This is a genomic window from Streptomyces sp. McG3, assembly GCF_018619185.1.
Classification (GTDB): domain Bacteria; phylum Actinomycetota; class Actinomycetes; order Streptomycetales; family Streptomycetaceae; genus Streptomyces.
Map to the genome: position 1 here is coordinate 1 of NZ_JAAXYC010000013.1, position 21,311 is coordinate 21,311.

The window sequence follows — 21,311 nt, forward strand, 5'->3', positions numbered from 1 at the left end:
GGAGGGGGCCGGTGGTGTAGGCGGCGAGGCGGGTCTGGTTGTTGGTGTCGGTGTGGGCGATGACGACGGCGTCGGTGATGTCGGGGAGGTCGCGCAGGGCGTTCTCGATCTCGCCGAGCTCGATGCGCTGGCCTCGGATCTTGACCTGGTGGTCACGCCGGCCGAGGAACTCCAGTTCGCCGGTGGGGAGGTAGCGGGCGATGTCGCCGGTGGCGTAGAGGCGGGCGCCGGGTGTGGTGCTGAAGGGGTCGGGGATGAACGCTGCCGCTGTGCGGGCGGGGTCGTGGAGGTAGCCGCGGCCCACGCCGGTGCCGGCGACGAAGAGTTCACCGCGGACGCCGATGGGCAGGGGGCGGAGGTTCTCGTCGAGGACGTGGAGGCGGGTGTTGCGCACGGCGGTGCCGATGGGGATGTGGGCGTGACGTGTTTCGGTGCCGGCGGTGAGGGTGGCGTGGGTGACGTCGTCGGAGCACTCGGTGGGACCGTAGGCGTTGACGATGTCGATCCCGGGGTGGCGGGCGAACCAGCGGGTGCACAGGTCCGGTGGCAGCGTCTCGCCCGTGACGACCAGCTTGCGCAGGGCGGGGAGTCCGGGCGCGGACCGGGGAACGGTGTCCCAGGCGTCCAGGGCCGCCCGGAGCAGTGACGGGACGACTTCGAGGATCGTGACGGCGTCCCTGTCGGCGCGGGTGAACAGGTCCGTCGCGTGATGGGCCGTCTCGTCCCCGTAGATCGTGGTGCGACCGCCCGCCACCAGGGCCGCGGTCATCTGCCACACCGAGATGTCGAAGGTCAGCGCCGCGTTCTGCGCGATCACATCACCGCTCGTCAACGCCAGATCATCGACCTTCGCCAGAAGATGGTTGTTCATACCCGCGTGATGGACCATGGCGCCCTTCGGACGCCCCGTCGACCCCGAGGTGTAAAGGACATAAGCCAGATCATCATCTGAAGCACGCACCGGGACGAGCTCATCGGGACCATCAGCCGTCATCGGGCAGACAAGGATGGCGGGGTGTGTGCCGGTTTCCGAGGCGATGGCATCGGTCTGCTCGGACTGGCCGGCCGTGGTGATGAGGTGGCGGGCGCCGGACGCGGTGACCATGTCGGCCTTCCGCGCCAGCGGGGCGTTCGGGTCCAGCGGCAGATACGCACCACCCGCGCCCAGGATGCCGAGGAACGCCACCACCGCGTCCACACCCCGCTCTCCGTGGTAGGCGACCCGGTCGTCAGCCGTGACACCCGCAGCGAGCAGCTCACGGGTGAGACGACTGGCCCGCCCCGCCAACTCCGCGTAGGTCAGGGAACCGTGGTCATCGGTGAGAGCGATGGCGTCCGGCCGGGTGGAGGCATGTTCCCTGACCCGGGAGACGAGACTGTCGAGCTGGTCGGAGCGGTCCGTCCTGTTCCAACCGGCCAGGATCCCGCTCTCCTCTCGGGAGACCGGGGCGAGTTCACCGACCGGTCGCGCGGGGTCGGCAGCCGCCGCACGGCAGGCGCGCTGGATGTCGTCGAGGACCGCGCGAGCCGTCTGCTCCGTGAAGAGGTCCGTGCTGTACTCCAGTACGAGGGAGAGTTCACCGCCCGTGGTCTCCTCGGCAAGGAGCATCAGGTCGAACTTGGCCGTGCTGTCGCCGACCGGCAGATAGGTGAGATCGAGGTCGCCGGGGGCCGCTTCGGTGGTCGGCGCGTTCTGGAAGGCGAGCATCACCTGGAAGAGCGGATTGCGCGAGCGGTCGCGGTCCGGAGCGAGCTCCTGGACCAGCCGGTCGAACGGCACATCCTGATGAGACAAGCCCTCAAGAGCGGTCCGGCTCACCCGGTCGAGCAGTTCCTCGAACGTCTCGTCCGCAGCCACCCGCGTACGAAGCGGCAGAGTATTGACGAAGAACCCGATCAGATCCTCCGTCTCGACCCGCGACCGGTTCGCCACCGGCACCCCGATCACCACGTCATCCTGACCCGACCGCCGCGACAACACCGCCGCCAGCACGGACTGCAGAACACTGAAGAGGGTCGTTCCCCGCTCCTGGGCCGTCTCCGCCAGCCGGGAAACCGTCGCGGTGTCGAGTGCTTCGGTGAGCTGGGCACCCCGATGACTCGGCGTCGCGGGGCGCGGCCGGTCGGTCGGCAGGTCCAGGGCGGGCGGTGCACCCGCCAACTTCTCACGCCAGTAACCGAGCTGCTCCTCCATGACATCACCGGCCAGCCAGGTACGCTGCCACGCCGCGTAATCCGCGTACTGCACGGAGAGCGGCGGCAGTTCACGCCCCGCGTAGGCGGCCTGGACCTCCCTCAGGAGCACCCCGACCGACCACCCGTCGGAGACGATGTGATGCATCGACAACGCCAGAACATGCTCGCCCTCACGCACCCGCATCACCACCACCCGCATCAACGGACCGGCCACCAGATCAAACGGCAAGCCCGCAAGATCCCGGGCAGCCTCCAACGCCGCAGCATCAGGATCACCCGCACCCGACACATCACGCACCACGAAATCGATCGCCGGCTCATCACCCACGACCTGCACCGGACCCGACACACCCTCAACAAACCGGGTCCGCAACACCTCGTGCCGCCCCGCCACCACCATCAACGCACCACGCAACCGCACAACATCCAGCACACCCGACAACCGCACCGCCGCCGGAACGTTGTAGAACGAACCCTCCGGATCCAACTCATGCAGGAACCACATCCGCTGCTGAGCGAACGACAACGGCAACTCCCCACCACGCTCCACCCGAACCAACTCCGGCAACGCACCCACACACCCCGCCGACACCACCACCGCAGCCAAGGACTCAAGCACCGGAGTCTCGAACAACGTCCGCAGCGGAAGCTGCACACCGAAGTCGGAACGGATACGGGCAATCAGCTGCGTGGCGAGAAGGGAATGGCCCCCGAGAGTGAAGAAATCGTCGTCCAGGCCCACCCGCTCCAAACCCAGCACCTCCGCGAACAGCGCCGCCAACCGGCACTCCTCCCCCGTCACCGGCGCCCGATAACTCACCCGCACCACCGACAGGTCCGGTGTGGGGAGTGCGGTGCGGTCGACCTTGCCGTTGGGGGTCAGCGGTATCTCGGCGAGCACGATGACGGAGGCCGGGATCATCGCCTCCGGCAGGGTCCTGGCCAGCGCCGTGCGGACCTCCGCCGAGTCAACGGCGCCGGTCACATAGCCGACGAGCGCGGTGCTGCCCGTGGTGTCGGACCGGGCGATGACGACGGCGTCCGTGATGTCGGGGAGGTCGCGCAGGGCGTTCTCGATCTCGCCGAGCTCGATGCGCTGGCCTCGGATCTTGACCTGGTGGTCACGCCGGCCCAGGAACTCCAGATCGCCGGTGGGGAGGTAGCGCACGAGGTCGCCGGTGCGGTACAGCCTGGCGCCCCGGACCGAGCTGAACGGGTCGGGCACGAACACGGCGGCCGTCTTCGCCGCATCGCCCAGATAGCCCCAGGCCATCTGGGTGCCGCCGATGTAGAGCTCGCCCGGCACCCCCACCGGCACCGGCGCCATCCGCTCGTCCAGGACGTACAGCGAGGTACCCGCGATGGGCCGCCCCGCGGGGATGCCCGGGCGCGCGGGCACGGCCTCGCCCGGGGCGAGCGGGTGGACACAGCACCCGACGACGGTCTCGGTCGGCCCGTACTCGTTGACGATCGACGCGTCGGGAGCGACCGCGCGGAACCGGTCGACGAGGACGGGGGACAGCGCCTCACCGCCGACGACGAAGCAGGCGTCGAGGCCCGCGAGGCCGCCCTCGGGGATGAGCCGGCAGAGGGCCTGGAGGTGGGAGGGGGTGAGCTTGATCAGGTTGGGCCGGACCGGGCCGGTCAGCACGGCGACCAGTCCGTCCAGCGGATCGGCCTCGTCCACGAGGTGGATCGTGCCGCCGGCGGTCAGCGGCACCCACAGGCTCGTCACCGTGAGGTCGAACGCCACGCTGGAGTGGACCGGGGCCACCGGGGCACGGCCCGCGCTGTACGCGTCGACGGCCCAGCGCAGGTAGTTGGCGAGGCCCTGGTGCGGCACGACGACGCCCTTGGGGCGGCCGGTCGAGCCGGAGGTGTACAGCACGTAGGCCGCGGCGCCCGCGCCGGCCACCTCCCGCACCGGGTGCTCGGGCAGGGCGGTGACGTCGACGACGGGGGTGGCGCCCGCCACGTCCCGTGCCCGTTCCCCGGAGCCGACGACGACGGCGGCCGAGGAGTCCCGCACCAGAGCGGCCAGGCGTTCGGCGGGCTGCCCGGTGTCCAGGGCGAGGAAGGCGGCGCCGCACTTCCAGGCGCCCAGCATCGCCGCGACGAGGTCGACCGAGCGCGGCAGCAGCACGCCCACCACCTGCCCGGGGCGTACGCCCGCCGCGAGCAGTGCGGCCGCGACGCGGCCTGCGCGGTGGTCGAGTTCGGCGTAGGTCAGCCGGGTGGTGCCCGCCACGACGGCCACGGTGCCGGCGGCGTCGGCCGCCTGGGTGTGGAACAGGTCGAGAGCCGTGATCCCGCCGTCCACGGCGGCGGCGCCGCGTGACCAGCCGGACAGCCGGACCTGGTCCTCGACCGACACCGCGGTCAGCGTGCACAGGGCCCGGTCCGGGTGGTTGACGGCGTTGCGGCTCAGTGCCAGCACCGCGTCGAGGAGCCGCTCGGCGGTCTGCCCGGTGAACAGTTCGGTGCTGTATTCGAGGGTCAGCCGGGCGCCGCCGGGGCTGTCCGCGACGAACAGGGTCAGGTCGAACTTGGCGGTGGGGTTGGGGATGTCGAAGCGGTCCGCGCGCAGCCCGGGGGCGAGGTCGAAGGCCTCCGGCATGTTCTCCTCGCTGACCATCGCCCGGAACAGTGGATGCCCCGTGCGGTCCTGCCCCTGGCCGAGTGCCCGCACGACGTCGCGGAACGGGACGTCGGCGTGGCCGAGCGCCGTGGCGAGCCGGCCGCGCACCTGGCCGAGGAGGGTGCGGAACCCCTGGCTCCGGTCGACCTCGGTACGGACGACGAGGGTGTTGGCGAAATAGCCGATCAGCTCCTCGGTGTGCGGGTGGTGGCGGCCCGCCGTGGGCACGCCGATCCGGATCTCGTGCTGGCCGCTGTACCGGGAGAGGGTGGCGGCGAACGCGGCCTGGAGTGCGGCGAACAGGCCCGTGTGCTGGGAGGCGGCCAGTTCCCGGAGCTGCTGGGTGACCCGCTCGGAGAGCACCGCGGTGATCCGTTCGCCCCGGTGGGTGGGGACCGCGGGCCTCGGGTGGTCGGTGGGCACGTCGAGGACGAGCTCCTCGGCGAGGTCGGCGCGCCAGTGGTCCAGCTGCTGTTCGCTCACGCCACCGGCCAGCCAGTCCCGGTGCCAGACCGCGAAGTCGGCGTACTGCAGCGCGGGGGCGGGCAGGGCGTCGGCGTTCCGCTCCGCGTACAGGGCGCGCAGTTCGGTCATGACGACGCCCATGGACCAGCCGTCGGTGACGATGTGGTGCATGGCGAGGAGCAGCACGTGGTCCTGTTCGGCGAGCCGGTAGAGCACCGGTCGCAGCAGCGGTCCCGCGGTGAGGTCGAAGGGGATGGCAGCGCGCGTGGCGCTGTCCTCGCGGCACTCCGCCTCGGCGGCCTCGGGCGTGAGGTGGTCCAGGGCGATGTGTTCCATGCGCCAGGCGGGCTCGGGGTGGAGGAACTGGGACACCTCCCCGTCCGACAGGCCGAAGGTGGTGCGCAGGATCTCGTGCCGCACACCGAGCAGCCGTACGGCGTCGTCGACAGCGGCGGCGTCGAGGGGGCCGGTGAGGCGCATGGCCACGGGCACGTTGTAGGCGCTCGACCCGGGTTCCAGCTCACCCTGCAGCCACAGGCCGAGCTGGCTCGGAGAGGCAGGCATGACGTAGACCTGATCTGTGGACATGGGGTTCCTCGCTGTTCCCTCTGGCGGTACTGCCGGTCGTTTCCGTGCTGCTGGTCGTCGCGGTGGTGCGGACGCGGGTCCTCGTGGTGCTGCTGGTCGTCGTGGTGGTGCGGGTCGTCCCGGGTGTTACGGGTGCGCGTGCGGACGCGGGTCGTCGTGGTGGTGCGGTCGTGCTCCTGCCGGGCCCGGACGGGGCGCGGGGGTTCGCCCCGTCCGGAGGGCGGCGTAGGCGTCAGGCGGGTTCCGCCGTCTCCGGGCCGGATTCCGACCGGGCCGCGAGGTCGTCCAGCGCGGCCACCCACCGGTCGGCGAGCTCGTCGGCGTCGTGCGGCGGCTCACGGTCGCCGGCGAAGGTCAGCACGAGTGCGTCCTCGGCGCCGCGCAGCACGTCGACCCTGATCGGGAACTCGGTCTGCGCCACGGAGAGACTCCGTCGCGCCAGCGGGTTCCCCGGCTGTACGGACTCGGAGACCGCGCCGAGCGAGGCGTCCACCGGGTAGTTGTCGAAGACGAGTACGGACTCCAGCGGGCGCCCGCCGGTCATCACGGCCAGCTCCACACCGCCGAACTCCTCCGCCTCCAGACGTTGCAGATGGAGCCTGCGCACGGCGGCCGTGACCGACTCGTCCGGGGCGAAGCGGAACCGGACGGGCAGGGTGCTGATGAACGGGCCCACCGCCGCCTCCGCCTCGGCCGTGGCCTGGCGGCCGTTGGAGGTCACGCCGAAGACGACGTCCTCGTGGCCCTCGCGGTCGGCGATGACCCGCGCCCAGGCGAGCTGCGCGAACGTGGCGTAGGTGGTGCCCGCGTTCCTGGCCGCCGCGTCGAGGCGCTCGGTGAGCCGCGGGTCGAGGGCCCGCTGCACCTGCGTCGGGCGCCCCTGGGTCCGCTGCGGTGCCCCGGCCCACGGTCCGGCGCTGCCCTCCATGACGCCGGCCCAGTGCGCGGCCGCCGCGTCCCGGTCCAGACTCCCCACCCAGGCGACGTGCTCCGCGAACGGGCGTGCCGGGGCGGCCTCGGGTTCGGCGCCGGTCGCGAACGCCTGGTAGGCCAGGAGCAGTTCCTGCCGCAGCCGCATGCAGGACCAGCCGTCGAGGAGGCTGTAGTGGTGGTGCTGGACGAGCAGTTGCAGATCGTCGGAGATCCGGTAGCGCAGCAGCCTGATCAGCGGCGGGCGGCCGAGGTCGAAGCCGGCCAGCCGTAGCTCGTCCAGCTCCGTGAGCAGCCGCCGTTCCTGCGTCGCCGGGTCGAGGCCGCGCAGGTCACGCTCCTCGAACCACGGCTCGACCCGGTCGGCGACGACCTGAACCGGGGTGTCGGTGTCCAGGCCTTCGTAGTACGTGCGGAGCACCGCGTGCCGGGCGAAGAGCCACTCCCACGCCTGGCGGAACGCCGTCTCGTCCAGCTCGCCGGGGAGCGGGAAGCCGGACTGGATGACGTACAGGCCGGGGAAGGGCCGCTGCCGGGCGGTGGTGAGCATGTGGTGCTGGATGGGTGCGAGGGGGTACCGGTCGAGCGGTACTTCCGCGCCGCCCGGGTTCCCGGGCGCCTGCCCGGCCTGCCGGGACTCCTCCGCCAGGGTCGTGGCGGAGGCGTCGACGGCCTCGGCGAGCTCCTCGACGGTCTGGTGCTGGAACACCATGCGCGGCGTGACGGCCAGGCCCGCGGCCCGGGCCCGGGTGACCATGCGGATGCAGGTCACCGAGTCTCCGCCGAGGGCGAAGAAGCCGTCCGTGGCGCTGATGGCCTCCAGCCCGAGCAGCTCCTGCCACACGCCCGCGAGCAGCAGTTCGGTGGGGGTCGCCGGGGGGCGTCCCGGCGAGCGCGTGGCCGCCGCGGCCGGGGTGCTCGGGGTGGGGAGCCGCCCGCGGTCGACCTTGCCGTTGGGCGACAGCGGCAGCTCCGCCAGCTCGACGAGGAACGCCGGCACCATGTAGCCGGGCAGTCGCGTGGCCAGGTCCTCGCGTACGGCGGCGGTGTCGACCGGGCCCGCGCCCTCCTCCCGTACGACGTAGCCGACCAGGCGGCGCTGTTCGCCGATCGTGACGGCCGCCGCGACGGCCTGGCCGACGCCGGACCGGTCGCGCAGGGCCGCCTCCACCTCGCCGAGCTCGATGCGGTGACCGGCGATCTTCACCTGGAAGTCGAGGCGCCCGAGGAGTTCGAGGCTGCCGTCCGGCCGGTAGCGGGCCAGGTCGCCGGTGCGGTACATCCGGTCGCCGGGCACCTCGCTGAACGGGTTGGGCACGAAACGGTCCGCGGTCTGCCCGGGGGCGTCCGCGTAACCCCAGGCCAGGCCGGTGCCGCCGAGGTACAGCTCGCCCGGTACGCCCTGGGGGACCAGGCGCAGGTCGCCATCGGTGACGTAGGCGGTCTGGTTGGCCATGGGAACGCCGTACGGGATGCTCTGCCACCCGGGATCGACCTGCTCGATCTCGAAGACGGTGGAGTCCATCGAGGCCTCGGTGGCACCGCCCAGGCTGATCACCCGGGCGTCGCGGGCCCGGGTGCGGAGCCGGCCGGGGAGGGTGACGGGGATCCAGTCACCACCGAGCAGGACCACGCGGAGCTCCGGGAGCGCCTCGACGCCGAGGTCGTCCATGCCGTCGAGCAGCAGTCCGAGCAGGGCCGGTACGGAGTGCCAGACGGTGACCCGGTGGTCCCGCATCAGGTCGAGCCAGTGGCTCGGGTCACGGTCCCGTTCCGGTGCGGGGAGGACCGCGCAGGCTCCGGCGATCAGGGTGCCCAGGAGGTCGTACGCCGTCATGTCGAAGCCGAGCGAGGACACCGAGAGGACGGCGTCACCGGTCGAGATGGTGAACCGCCGGTTGAAGTCGTGGAAGTTGTTCACCCGGCCGCGGTGGTCGAGCAGGACTCCTTTGGGCCGCCCCGTCGACCCCGAGGTGAAAATCATGTAGGACAGGTCGCCCGCGTCGGCCGGGCAGGGCACGGGGGCGTCGGACTCCGTGTCGAGTTCCCGGCGGACCTCGTCGGCGTCGAGCACGAGCACCGGGACGTCCACGGCGGGGAGCCGGCCGTGCACCGCCCCGGTGGTGACGACGGCCCGGATGCCGGCGTCCTGGAGCATCATCGTGAGCCGCTCGGCCGGCTGGTCGGGGTCGACCGGCAGGTAGGCCGCGCCCGTTCCGAGGACGCCGAGCACCGCGAGCGGCAGGTCGGCGGTCCGCTCGACGGCGACGGCGACGACGTCCCCCCGCCCCACCCCGCGCCTTCCCAGGACCCGGGTGAGCTGAGAGCTGCGCCGCGCCAGCTCCCCGTAGGTGACGGTGCCCGACGGGGTCCGCACGGCCGGGGCGTCCGGGCGGGCGGCGGCCTGCTCGGCGAAGAGGTCCGGCAGGGTGCGCTCGCGCGGGAAGTCGGCGGCGGTGGCGTTCCACTCCAGGGCGGCGCGCCCCTCCTCCTCGGCGGTGAGCACGCCGAGGTCGGCGACCGACGTGTGCGGCGCCTCGATGAGGGTGACCAGGGCCTGTTCCAGGTGGGCCAGCATGCGGTCGATGCGCTGGGCGGTGAAGATCCCGGCGTCGTACTCGCAGGACATCTCGATGCCCTGGGGCCCGTCCAGGAGGGAGAAGTCGAGGTCGAACTTGGCGGTGCCGTTGTGGGTGTCGAAGGTCTCGGCCTCGACGCCGGGCAGACCGAAGCCGTCGGCGACGCGCTGGTAGACGAACATCACCTGGAACAGCGGGTTGCGGTCCAGGCTCCGCTCGGTGCCGGTGCGGGCGACGATCTTCTCGAACGGCACGTCCTGGTATTCGTACGCGGCGGTGACGTCCTGCCGGATCCGGCGGACCGCTTCGGCGGCGGTGTGCGCGGCGTCGAGCCGCAGCCGCAGCGCGAGCGTGTTGGCGAAGCAGCCGATGAGGTGCTCGGTCTCCGCGGTGGGCCGGTTCATCGCCGGTGTGCCGACGAGCAGGTCGCTCTTGCCGCTGTAGCGGCGCAGCACCAGACCGAGCCCGGTGAGCAGCGTCATGAACGGTGTGACGCCGTGCTCCCGGGAGAAGGTGTGGACGCGTTCGGCGAACTCCGGCTCGATACGGCGGCGCCGGCGCCCCCCGGTGCGCTGTCCGTCGGCCGAACGGAGCCGGTCCGTGGGCAGGTCGAGGGAGGTGTCCGCGCCGTCCAGCCAGGTGCCCCAGAAGTCCAGGCCCTCGCTGAGCCGGTCGGCGCCGGTGCCGGACTGCTGCCAGCGGGCGTAGTCGGCGTACTGGACCGGCAGCTCGGGCAGGGCGAGCGGCTCGCCCTCCTGTACGGCGCGGGAGATGGCGGCGAACTCGCGGAACAGGATCTCCACGGACGCGCCGTCGGTGGCGATGTGGTGCACGATCACGGCGAGGACGTGGTCCTCGTCGCCGAGCCGGATCAGCACGGCCCGCACGGGCAGTTCGGCGGCGAGGTCGAAGTCGTACGCCGCGCGGCGGTCCACGATGGCGCGGGCCGCCTCCTCGCGCTCGTCGGCGGGCAGGCCGGTGACGTCCTCGACGGCCAGGGAGAACCCGGTGGCGTTCGGCGACGTCACGGCGACGGGTCCGTCGCTCCCGGCCTCCCCGTCCACGTAGCGGGTACGCAGGATCGCGTGCCGTTCGATGATGCGGCGCAGCGCCAGGTCGATGGTGCCGGCGTTGATCGCGCCCCGCAGCCGCAGCGCCATCGGCACGTTGTAGACGCCGGAGCTCTCCGGGTCCTGCTGCCAGAGGAACCAGAACTGCCGCTGCGCCGCGGACAGGGGTGCGGGACCGGTGTCGCCGCTCGGGGTGATCTGCGGCCGGCCGGCTGCCCGGCGCTCGCGCAGCATGCGGGCGAGCAGGGCCTGCTTGGCCGGGGACAGCCCGGCTATGCGGGTGTCGAGGTCGTTCATGCCGCGACGCTCCCGCGGCGTTCCCGCACGGAGCGGGGGGTGAGGTCGGTCCACACCTCGGCGATGTGGGAGAGGCATTCGTCGCGGGTGCCGGTGGCGCCGGTCTCGGTCCAGCCGGTCGGGAGCGGGCGCTCCAGGAACCAGACGGAGTACTGCTCCTCGGCGTTGACGACGACGCGGTACTGGAGGGTGTCGCTGCTCATGGGGTGCCTCACTTGGTGGTGGTGGATGCGAAGAAGTCGTTCACGACGCGACCGGCGCCGGCGGCCTGGGCGCGGGAGTGCACCCAGGAGCCGACGGCCAGGTCGAGGACGCCGAGGCCGAAGGGCGAGAAGACGACCGGCCTGGAGCGGTCGACCTCGACCCGCCCGAGCAGGACGTCGGCGAGTGTCCCGGTGATGAAGTCGCGCCCGTTCCCGGCCTGTTCGGTCAGGTGCAGCGAGGTGCGCTCGCGTACGGCGTGTTCGGTGTCGTCGGTGATGTTCTGTGCGGCGAGGATCATCTCCGGGGCGAGGTCGCGCAAAGAGAGGTGCAGCACGAGGGGGGCGTGGTCGAGGAGCCCGGGGTCGTGGATGTGCGGCTCGCCCGCGACGGTGGTGAGGATCACCAGGTCGCACTCGGTGAAGGCCTGGGCGACGTCGTCGGCGACGGTGAAGGCCTCGGCGCCCTCGGCGGTCAGCTCCTCGCCGAAGGAGCGGGCGGCGGCGGGGTCGAGGTCGTAGAGCGTGAAGCCGTCGATCTTCCAGTCCAGGTCGCGCAGGAACTTCCACACGTGCCGGGCGATCAGGCCGGTGCCGACGACGCCGACCCGGCGGGCGCTGCGGCCGCCGCCGAGGGTCTCGGCGGCGAGAACGGCGGAGGCCGCGGTGCGGGTCGCGGAGATGACGGAGGACTCCAGGCAGGCCGCCGGGTAGCCGGTGTCGGGGTCGTTGAGCAGCAGTACCGCGGAGGCGCGCGGGATGCCGTAGGTGCGCGGGTTGTCGGGGAAGCTGGAGATCCACTTCAGACCCGAGACACCGAACTCGCCGCCCAGGTGGGCCGGCAGCGAGATGATGCGGGACTTCGGGTTGTCGGGGAGGCGCAGGAAGCCGCTCTGCGGGTTGACGCTGTCGCCGTTGTCGTGCGTGAGGTAGGCGCGACGCACGAGATCCACACACCGCTCGCGGTGACCCTCGATCTGCGCGGCGACGGCTGCCTCGGGGATGAAGATGAGCGACGGCGGAGAGTCCGGGGTGCGGACGGACACGATGGTTCCTTTCGTACGGGCGGGACGAACGGTGGGGCGGGGTCAGAGCGCGGCCGTGGCCACGGCGTCGGGGGCGAGGGTGCGTTCCACCCAGTCGAGGTCGTAGACGGTGCGGGCGTAGGGGATGCCCCGGTCGGCGCAGAGGAAGACGGCGGTGGGCCGCTGGCCGGGGGGCACCGGGTGCTCGGCGAAGTACCGGCCGATCGCGGCGTAGACACTGCCGGTCGACCCGCCCGCGTACAGGCCGTGTTCGGCGTACAGGGTCCGGCAGCCGATCACGGTCTCGTACTCGCTGACGTGCATGACGTGGTCGATGACGGCCTGGTCGAGGAGGGGCGGCACCATGCTCGAACCGAGTCCGGGGATGTGCCGCTTGCCGGGGGCGCCGCCGAGGGCGACCGAGCCGTGGACGTCGACGGCGACGACGGTGGCCCCGGGGAACTGGTCCTTGACGCGTCGGGACAGTCCGGCGATGGTGCCGCCGGTGCCGACACCGACGAAGAGGTAGTCGATACGGGAGAACGCGCTGCTCAGCTCACCGCCGGTCAGCTGGTAGTGGGCGTCGGCCGCGTCGCCGTTGGCGTACTGGTTGGGCCAGTAGACGTCGCTGATCTCCTCGCACAGCTCGGCGACCCGCGCGAGCCGGGCCGGCAGCAGGGCGGCGCCGTCCGGGGCGATGACCTTCTCGACCCGCTCGCAGCACGAGCGCAGTACGGCTTCGGTCAGCGCGTTGCAGTTGACGTCGATGACGGGCACGAACCGGATGCCCAGGGACTGGCAGAAGACGGCGAGCGAGGTCGCGAAGTTCCCCGACGAGGACTCGACGACGGTCGTGTTCTCCGTGATGTCGCCGCGCTCGATGGCCTTCTTGAGGATCCAGTACGCGGAGCGGTCCTTGGTGCTGCCGTTGGGATTGACGGACTCCAGTTTCGCGAACAGGCTCAGGCTGTCGTCGGGCAGCCAGAGGAGCGGGGTGCGGCCCACGGAGGCGCCGATCATGTCGAGGCGTTTGCGCAGTGGGTTCACGGCCGGCTGCTCGGCTCGTAGCGGGGCAGCGGGAACTCGGCGGTCAGCTTGTCCACTTCGGCGCGCAGCTCGGCGGCGGTGAACTCGTCCAGGGTGAAGTCGCGGTCGCCGACGGGGCGCATGGTGGTGAGGACCGTGTGGATGATCCTGGCGCAGACGCGCATCTCGCGGGGGCCGAGGCCGCGTTGGGCGACGGCGTTCGTTCCGATGCGGACTCCGCTGGTGACGGCGGCGGGGCGGGTGTCGCCGGGGACCCGGTTCTTGTTCACGACGACGCCGATCGACTCCAGGGCCCGCTCGGCGGCCATGCCGCTGACGTTGTCGCGGGTCAGGTCGAGGAGCACGATGTGGTTGTCGCTGCCTCCGGTCACCACCTCGTGTCCGAGCGCCGTCAGTTCGGCGGCCAGGGCCGCGGAGTTGTCCAGGATGCGCTGGGCCGTCCTCCGGTAGTCATCGGTCGCGGCACGGTCGAAGGCCCGCGCCTTCGCCGCGATGGCGGGCAGGATGGGTGCGCCCTGGAAGTAGGGGAAGACGGCGCGGTCCAGCGTCCTGGCCAGGGTCCGGCCGGTGGCCGGCAGGACGGTGTCGGCGTCCCGGCCGGACATGATGACGCCGCCGCGCGGCCCGGCGAGCTGCTTGTGGGTGCAGCTGGTGGTGATGTGGGCGTGGTCGATGGGGCTGGGGTGCAGGCCCGCGGCCACCAGTCCGGCTATGTGGGAGATGTCGGCCATCAGCAGGGCGCCGACGCTGTCGGCGATGGCCCGGAAGCGCTCGAAGTCGACGGTGCGGGGGTAGGCCGTCGCACCGCAGATGATCAGCTTGGGCCGGTGTTCGGCGGCGAGGGCGGCGACCTCGTCGTAGTCGATGCGGCCCTGGTCGTCCAGGCCGTAGTTGACCGGGGTGAAGTACGTGCCGGAGTAGGCCACGCTGTAGCCGTGTGTGAGGTGCCCGCCGTGGTTGAGCCGCATCCCGAGCACGACGTCACCCGGGTTCAGGACCGCCGACAGCACGGCGTAGTTGGCCGTGGTCGCCGAGTGGGCCTGCACGTTGGCGTACCGGGCGCCGAACAGCTCGCGGGCCCGGTCGATCGCCAGCTGCTCGATCGGGTCGATGGCCTCGCAGCCCGCGTGGTAGCGGGCGCCGGGGTAGCCCTCGGCGGTGACGTTCATCGAGGAGGTCGCCAGGCAGGCGAGGACCGAGGGGTCGGTGACGCTGGAGGAGGCGACGAGCATCAGGGAGTTCTGCTGGCGGTGGTTCTCGCAGGCGATGGCGGTGACGAGTTCCTCGTCCTCCGAGGCCAGCAGCTGCGCGGCGTGCCGTGCGAAATCTTCGGTGGCGAGCATGGTCAATACAGCCCCTTGTGCAGTATCGGAAAGGTGGGATCGAAGAAGACCGGAGTGGACGGAGCCGGTGCGGGCCGGTGCGGAGGGCCGGGTACCGGGTGCGGACGCGCGGTGCCGGGAGGTCTCAGACCTTCTGCGGCACGGAGGCGGCCACGGAGGCGGGCCCGGAGACGGACCCGGCTGCGGGCGCGGTGGCGGTGGCGGGGAGCACGGGTACCGGTTCCATGAGGGACGGGTCGGCGTCACGGCGGAGGAACAGGCCCGGCAGGCACGTCGTGAACAGCGCCATGACCACCATCATGGAGTAGACCTCCTGGCTCAGCAGGCCCAGGCCGAGACCGACGTTGAGCACGATGAGCTCGGTGAGTCCGCGCATGTTCATGAGCAGTCCGAGCGTCCGGCTCTGCTGCCAGGACATGCCGAGGAGACGCGCGGGGACGGCCGCTCCGATGAGCTTTCCGGCGCAGGCGACCACCAGGATGAGCGCCAGTTCCAGCGAGTTCCCCACCGAGAGGGCGGTCAGGTCGATCGACATGCCGACGACGATGAAGAACAGCGGCAGCAGGAAGTTGCTGATCTGCTCGACGGGTTCGAGCGCGTACTTCTGCAGCTGCGGGTGGATCGGCCGCGGCATGACCATGCCGAAGACGAAGGCGCCGAAGATGGCGTGCACCCCGATCCAGGTGGTCGCGCAGGAGGCGAGGAACACGCCGGCACCCACCACGGCCACCAGGTACGGAGCCCCGGTGCCCAGGCTCATCCGGTCCACGAGGCGGGCCAGCAGCGGGCGCACGAGCAGGATCATCACCCCGAGGAACAGGGCCAGCCAGCCCGCCATGGCCGCGACCCCGAGCAGGGAGCCCGCCGTCACGATGACCACCACGAGGGCCAGCGTGCACCAGGCGATGGCGTCGCCGAACGCGGCGCAGGCCAGCGCCATCACGCCCACCTGCGTGTTCTGCATCCGGCGGTCCGTCAGGAAGCGTGCCAGGACGGGGAACGCCGTGATGGAGATGACGACACCGATGTAGAGGGTGAACGGGACCTGGCCCACCTGCTCGCCGTTGACGACGCTGTGCCCCCGGTAGAGCAGCAGCGCGAGCGGCAGCCCGAGCAGGAAGGGCAGGAGCATGGCCGACAGGGACACGCCCACGACCATCCGCCCCCGGCCGCGGAGCAGCCGGGAGTCGAACTCCCAGCCGATGAGGAAGACGAAGAGCACCACGCCCACCTGGGCGAGGACCGACAGGTAGGGCCGTACGTCGGCCGGGAACAGCACCTCGGTGAGGTTGCCCGGCAACAGGCCGAGGAGGGAGGGGCCGAGGACGAGCCCCGCGAACAGCTCACCGATGACACCGGGCTGCCGGAGGCGGGCCGCGAGGCGGCGCAGCACGACGCCGGTCAGCAGGATGATCGCGAAGCCCACCATCACCATCGCGGTGACTGACTCGCTGTCCTTGACGGGTCCGGCCATGGCCGCACCACCTTTCTGGTTCTGGGTTGTCGGAAGGTCCGGCCCCGATCACGCGGGCCGTCGGCCGCGCGGTCGGCGGCCGGCGTCGGCGGCCTCAGCGGGGCGAGGCGTACCGGGACCGGGGCAGAGCCACCGGCCCGGCCACGACCGCGGGCCGGGGAACGGCCGCTCCGGCGTCGAGGAGCTCCTGGACGCAGCGCGCCACGCCGCGGGCGGTCGGTTCGTCGAAGAAGGCGTTGAGGTCGATCTCCACGCCGTGCTGGGCCCGCAGCCGCGTCGTCAGCCGGATGGCGAGCAGGGAGTGGCCGCCGATCTCGAAGAAGTTGTCGTCCACCCGCACGTCGGGGGTCCCGAGCACATCGGCGAGGAGTGCCACCACCTCGCCCTCCAGCGGCGTCAGTTCCGTGTCGGCGTCCGGGGCCGCGGCACGGCCGGTGGGCGGTTGCGGCAGCGCGGCACGGTCGATCTTGCGGTTCGGGTTCTTCGGCAGCTCGGGCAGCGGGATCAGGACCGGCGGAATCATGTACCGGGGCAGCCAGTCGGCCAGGTACCCGGTCAGCTCTTGCGGCGACGGCGTGCCCGCGTAGTACGCGACGAGCCGCTTGTGCCCGGCGCTCTCGTCCACCACGGTCAGCGACTCCCGTACGCCCGGGTGGGAGAGGGCCGCGGAATCGATGTCGCCCAGCTCGATCCGGTATCCGCGGATCTTGACCTGGAAGTCGATGCGGCCGAGGAAGTCGAGCATGCCGTCCGGCAGCCGGCGCACCTTGTCGCCGGTCGCGTACATCCTCGCTCCCGGCTCGTCGCTGAACGGGTCGGGCAGGAAAGCCCCCGCGGTCAGCTCCGGCCGGCCGAGGTAGCCGCGGCCGAGCCCGTCGCCGCCGATGAAGAGCTGGCCGGGGACGCCCACGGGCACCGGGCGCAGCCACGCGTCGAGCACATGGACCTGGGTGTTGGAGATGGGCCGGCCGATCGGCACCCGCCAGGTGCCGTCCGGCACCTCACGGACGGCGAAGGTGGCGGCGATGCTGGTCGACTCGGTCGGGCCGAAGTCGTTGATGAGGAGTGGCCCGCCCAGCTCGACGACCTCCCGGGCCCGTTTGGGGTCCATCGTGTCGCCGCCGACGACGAGCTCCCTGGCGCCCGCGAACACCGTCGGGTCGTAGGCGGCGACCTCGGTGAACAGCGGTGTGGCGAAGACGACGGTGTCGACGGCGGCCGACCGCAGGGCCTCGCCGAGGACCGGCGGGTTCAGCACGGTGGCCTGGTCGAAGCCGTGCAGTTCGGCGCCGTTCAGCAGGGCGCCCCAGATCTCCAGGGTGGCCGCGTCCCACGCGGCGTTGGAGATCTGCGCCATCCTGTCGCCCGGCGCGATGTCGATGAAGTTGGTGTCGCGCACCAGGCGGATCACATTGCGGTGCGTGATGCAGATGCCCTTGGGGCGCCCCGACGATCCCGAGGTGTACATCACGTACAGCAGCGACCCGGGGCCGGCGCCGCCGTCCACAACGGTGTCGTGCGCGGGGTCGGCGGCGACGTCGGAGCCCAGGAACGAGTCGACGGGCACCACCGGCAGGCCGGCTCCCACCGGGGGCACCCGGTCGGCGGACGGGGTCAGCACCAGGGCCGGGCGCGCCTCGTCCAGGATCTGCCGCAGCCGGCGCCGGGGGTGGGAGGGGTCGAGCGGCAGGTAGGCGCCGCCCGCCTTCACGACGGCGAGCATCGCGACGACGACGGCGGGGTCGCGGTCCACGTACAGGCCGACCAGCGTCTCGGGGCCGACGCCGAGCTTCCTCAAGTGTGCGGCCAGTGCGTTGGAGCACCGGTCGAGTTCCTGGTAGGTACGCCGGAACTCGCCGTAGACCAGGGCGGGCGCGTCCGGGGCCGCCCGCACCTGATCGGCGAACAGGGCGCGGAGCGTGCTGTCCTTCGGGTAGGCGGTCGCGGTCTCGTTCCAGACGGCGGCCTCGCGCTGCTCGGCATCGGAGGCGTGCGGCAGCAGCCGCAGCGGCTCGGCGGGCGCCGCCGCGACCTGGGCGGCGAGCTGGGCGAAGTGAGCGGCGAACCGGTCGATCGTCGTACGGTCGAACAGGTCGGTGCTGTAGCTGATCAGGCCTTCGAGGCCGTCGCCCGCCTCGGAGAGCGTCATCCCGAGGTCGACCTGGGACGTCCTGCGGATCAGTTCGACCGACTCCACGTCCAGATCGCCGATCCGGGCGCGCAGGCCCCCCTTGCCGGTCTGGAGCGCGCCGAGCCCGTCCTGGCCGAGGAGGTGGGGGTTGGTGAGGCTGAACATGATCTGGTAGCCGGGTGAGCGGGAGGCGTCGCGGTGCAGCCGCATCCGCTGGACGAGTGCCGGGAAGGGCATCTCCTGGTGCGCGAGCGCCCCCACCACCGTGCGCCTGGTTTCCCGCACGCGCTCGGTGAACGTCGCGTCCTCGGTCACCCGGGAGCGGATGAGCAGCGGGTTCACGAAGTAGCCGATGACGTCGTGCAGATCGGCGTCGTGCCGCCCGGAGCCCGGCACGCCGACGAGGAAGTCCTTCTCGCCGGTGTAGCGGTGCACGAGGAGCTGGAAGACCGAGAGGAGGGCGACGAACAGGGTGGTGTCCCCGGCCTCCGCGTGGCGTCGCAGCTCCCGCGTGACCTCGGCGTCGAGGGCGAAGAGCACCGTGTCGCCGCGGTGGCTCCGCACCGGCGGCCGCGGCCGGTCGGCGGGCAGCTCGACGACCGGCTCGCAGCCGTCGAGCTCGGCCTTCCAGTACTCCCACAGCCGCTCGCCGCGCGGCGACCGGAGGAGCCGTCGCTGACGGTCGGCGAGCGAGAGGTAGGCCGCCCCGGCCGGCTCGGGCAGCGCCGGGCCCCGCCCGAGCTCCTGGGCGTAGAGGCGGCCGAGTTCGTCGGTGAGCAGCGCCATCGACCACATGTCGGCGGCGACGTGGTGAAGGGTGAGGGACAGGATGTCGCCGTCGGCGCGGCGCAGCAGGAGCGCGCGCATCACCCGGCCCTCGTCCAGGGCGAACGGGGTTCCCTCGCAGGCCCGTTCCAGCCGGGCTGCGAGGCCGGCGGCGTCGAGGGTGTGCGCGTCCTCCACCGTGAAGTCGGCGTCGAGCCGGGGCAGCACGCTCTGGTACGGCTCGCCGTCCGCCCAGCGCAGGGCGGTGCGCAGCACCGAGTGACGGTCCACGAGCCGCTGGAACGTACGGCGCAGGGCGTCGTGGTCCACCTCGACCAGCAGCCGTACGGCCAGGGAGATGTGCAGTGCGGACGTGCCGGGGTGCTGCTGCTCCAGGAACACCATGGCCTGCTGGTTCGTGGTCAGCGGCAGGCGGTCGCCGGGGGCGGCGGAGGCCTGCCGCGGGGCCGGTGCGGCCGGGGTGTCGAGGGTCAGTTCGTCGACGGAGGCGCCCGCGAGCAGCTGTTCCAGCGACAGTTCCACGCCGGCCGCCCGGGCGACGAGCGCCTGGAGCTCGACGGCGGCCAGCGAGTCGAGGCCCTGCCCGACCAGCGGTGCGGAAGGGTCCACGGTGACGCCGAGGCGGCGGGTGGCCAGGCCGGCGACGACGGCGCGCACGGCGTCGTCCGGTGCCCCCTGCTCCGGGAGGACGGCCGGCTGCGGTGACGTCGGGGCGTGAGGCGAGCCGTCGCCCGTGTCGGACCGGTGCACGGCCTTCATCGTGCCGTCGGCGAACGCCGCCCGGGCAGCGGAACGCTGGATCTTGCCGCTGGTGGTACGCGGAATCCGACCGGGCCGGACGAGCACCACGGTCCCGGGCGCCACGGCGTGCTCCCGCACCAGCGCGGAGCGGACGGCGCCGATGACCGCGCCGGCCGTCTCCGGCTCATGGCCGTGCGTCGTCTCCAGGACGAGGCAGATCTCCTCGCGGCCGTCCTGCTCGACGGCGAAGGCGGCGGCGCCCCGGCGCAGTGCGTCATGCGCGGCGAGTGCGGTGGTCTCCAGGTCCTGCGGGTAGTGGTTGCGTCCCCGGACCACGATCAGGTCCTTGCTGCGGCCGGTGACGTACAGACGGCCGTCGCGTACGAAGCCGTAGTCGCCGGTCCGCAGGTAGGTGCGGGCGTCGCCGGGCAGCCGGGCGCCGAACGTACCGTCCGCGGCGGCGCGCCCCCAGTACCCGTCCGCCACGTTCTCACCGGCGACCCAGACCTCGCCGACGGCGCCCGGGGCGCAGGCCTCGCCGCGCTCGGCGTCGGCGACGGTCAGCTCCAGGTCCACGGCGACGGGCCCGCAGTCGACCACGGGCAGTCCGTCCGGCGCGGGCTCGGGGAGACGGCCGGGGCCCAGGGTGTCAGCCCGGAAGGTCCGGGCGACGTGCTCACCGGCGACGCGCCGGCCGGACACCATCAGGGTCGCCTCGGCGAGGCCGTAGCAGGGGAAGAAGGCGTCACGGCGGAAGCCGAAGGGCGCCATGCGGGCGGCGAACCGGTCGAGGGTGCTCGCCCGCACCGGCTCCGCGCCGTTGAACGCCACCTGCCACCGTGACAGGTCGAGTCCGGCGAGCCGCTCCTCGGGAACGCGGTCCACGCACAGGTCGTACGCGAAGTTCGGACCACCGCTGATCGTGGCGCCCAGCTCGGATATCAGTTCGAGCCACAGAAGGGGGCGGGTGATGAAGGCCGTCGGGCTGAGCAGCGTGGCCTTCGCTCCCGCGTAGACGGGCTGCAGGATGCCGCCGATCAGGCCCATGTCGTGGTACGGCGGCAGCCAGCTCACCACCCCGGTGTCCGGACCCGCCGCGAACCGCTCCTTGATCTGCGCCGAGTTGGCCACCAGGTTGCGGTGGGTCACCCGGACCCCGCGCGGGGTTCCGGTGGATCCGGAGGTGTACTGGAGGAACGCCAGGCTGTCCCCGTCGATGTGCGGACGCCGCCAGTCCTCCGCGCCGGGCAGTTCGCCGTCCACGGACAGCAACTGGATTCCGGGGGCGTGGAGTTCCTCGGCGAGCTCGGCGGCGCGCGCCAGGTCACCGCCGGGTACGAGCGCGGCGGCGGGCCGCGAGTCGGCGAGGACGGCCAGGTGCCGGGCGGAGTACTTGCCGCCGCTCGGCGGGTACAGCGGGACGGCCACAGCGCCCGCGTACAGGCAGCCGAGGAACGCCACCACGTAGTCGAGGCCCGGCGGAAGCAGCACGAGGACCCGCTCGCCGGTGAGCCCCCGTGCGGCGAGCATGGCGCCGACGGCCCTGGACTGGGCGTCGAGTTCCGGGAAGGTCAGCGAGGGCCGCTCGTCCCGGTCGGGGCTCACGAAGGTGTAGGCGGTGCCACCGCTGAGCGCGGCGCGTTCGGTCACGACGTCCACGAAGGTCGGGGCGTCTTTGACCGAGAGGTCCGTGGGCGGGGCCGTCTTGTCCAGCAGGTCCATGGCAGGAAGGTTCCTCACGCAGTCGTACGGAGTCGGGGGCCCGGCGCGCGCCGCTCACGGCGGTGCGCGCCGGGTCTGG

General features: G+C 72.2%; 8 protein-coding genes. All 8 read right to left on the reverse strand.

Annotated elements, in window-relative coordinates:
• Nucleotides 1-5,887: non-ribosomal peptide synthetase (locus HET64_RS03970; protein ID WP_215102330.1), on the reverse strand; the 5,887-nt coding region annotated here is incomplete at its 3' end.
• 232 nt (nucleotides 5,888-6,119) lie between these two features.
• Nucleotides 6,120-10,763, reverse strand: a complete 4,644-nt coding sequence (locus HET64_RS03975; protein ID WP_215102332.1) for a non-ribosomal peptide synthetase — start codon at nucleotides 10,761-10,763, stop codon at nucleotides 6,120-6,122.
• The gene (locus tag HET64_RS03980) at nucleotides 10,760-10,966 is read right to left on the reverse strand and encodes an MbtH family protein (RefSeq protein WP_215102333.1); all 207 of its coding nucleotides are present in this window, start codon (nucleotides 10,964-10,966) and stop codon (nucleotides 10,760-10,762) included. The genes HET64_RS03975 and HET64_RS03980 overlap by 4 nt, the downstream gene beginning before the upstream one ends.
• Nucleotides 10,967-10,974: 8 nt before the next feature.
• Entirely contained in the window at nucleotides 10,975-12,009 is a 1,035-nt protein-coding gene (sbnB, locus tag HET64_RS03985) for a 2,3-diaminopropionate biosynthesis protein SbnB (RefSeq protein ID WP_215102335.1), read from the reverse strand.
• Nucleotides 12,010-12,051: 42 nt separating this feature from the next.
• Nucleotides 12,052-13,035 carry a 2,3-diaminopropionate biosynthesis protein SbnA gene (gene sbnA / locus HET64_RS03990; RefSeq protein ID WP_215102337.1) on the reverse strand — a complete coding sequence of 328 codons (984 nt, stop codon included), beginning with the start codon at nucleotides 13,033-13,035 and terminating at the stop codon, nucleotides 12,052-12,054.
• Nucleotides 13,032-14,378, reverse strand: coding sequence for a serine hydroxymethyltransferase (gene glyA, locus HET64_RS03995; protein WP_215102339.1), 1,347 nt, complete (start codon nucleotides 14,376-14,378; stop codon nucleotides 13,032-13,034). The genes sbnA and glyA overlap by 4 nt, the downstream gene beginning before the upstream one ends.
• Before the next feature lie 124 nt (nucleotides 14,379-14,502).
• Nucleotides 14,503-15,852, reverse strand: a complete 1,350-nt coding sequence (locus HET64_RS04000; RefSeq protein WP_215102341.1) for a cation:proton antiporter — start codon at nucleotides 15,850-15,852, stop codon at nucleotides 14,503-14,505.
• Between the two features lie 94 nt (nucleotides 15,853-15,946).
• Nucleotides 15,947-21,232 (reverse strand): non-ribosomal peptide synthetase, encoded by a 5,286-nt coding sequence (locus HET64_RS04005; RefSeq protein WP_215102343.1) that lies wholly within the window; start codon nucleotides 21,230-21,232, stop codon nucleotides 15,947-15,949.
• Nucleotides 21,233-21,311: the final 79 nt, after the last annotated feature.

What these genes read in the sequence shown, in the direction of transcription:
- HET64_RS03975 (WP_215102332.1), bottom strand. Translation starts at nt 10,763, where the DNA reads ATGAACGACCTCGACACCCGCATAGCCGGGCTGTCCCCGGCCAAGCAG.
- HET64_RS03980 (WP_215102333.1), bottom strand. Translation starts at nt 10,966, where the DNA reads ATGAGCAGCGACACCCTCCAGTACCGCGTCGTCGTCAACGCCGAGGAG.
- glyA (WP_215102339.1), bottom strand. Translation starts at nt 14,378, where the DNA reads ATGCTCGCCACCGAAGATTTCGCACGGCACGCCGCGCAGCTGCTGGCC.
- HET64_RS04000 (WP_215102341.1), bottom strand. Translation starts at nt 15,852, where the DNA reads ATGGCCGGACCCGTCAAGGACAGCGAGTCAGTCACCGCGATGGTGATG.
- HET64_RS04005 (WP_215102343.1), bottom strand. Translation starts at nt 21,232, where the DNA reads ATGGACCTGCTGGACAAGACGGCCCCGCCCACGGACCTCTCGGTCAAA.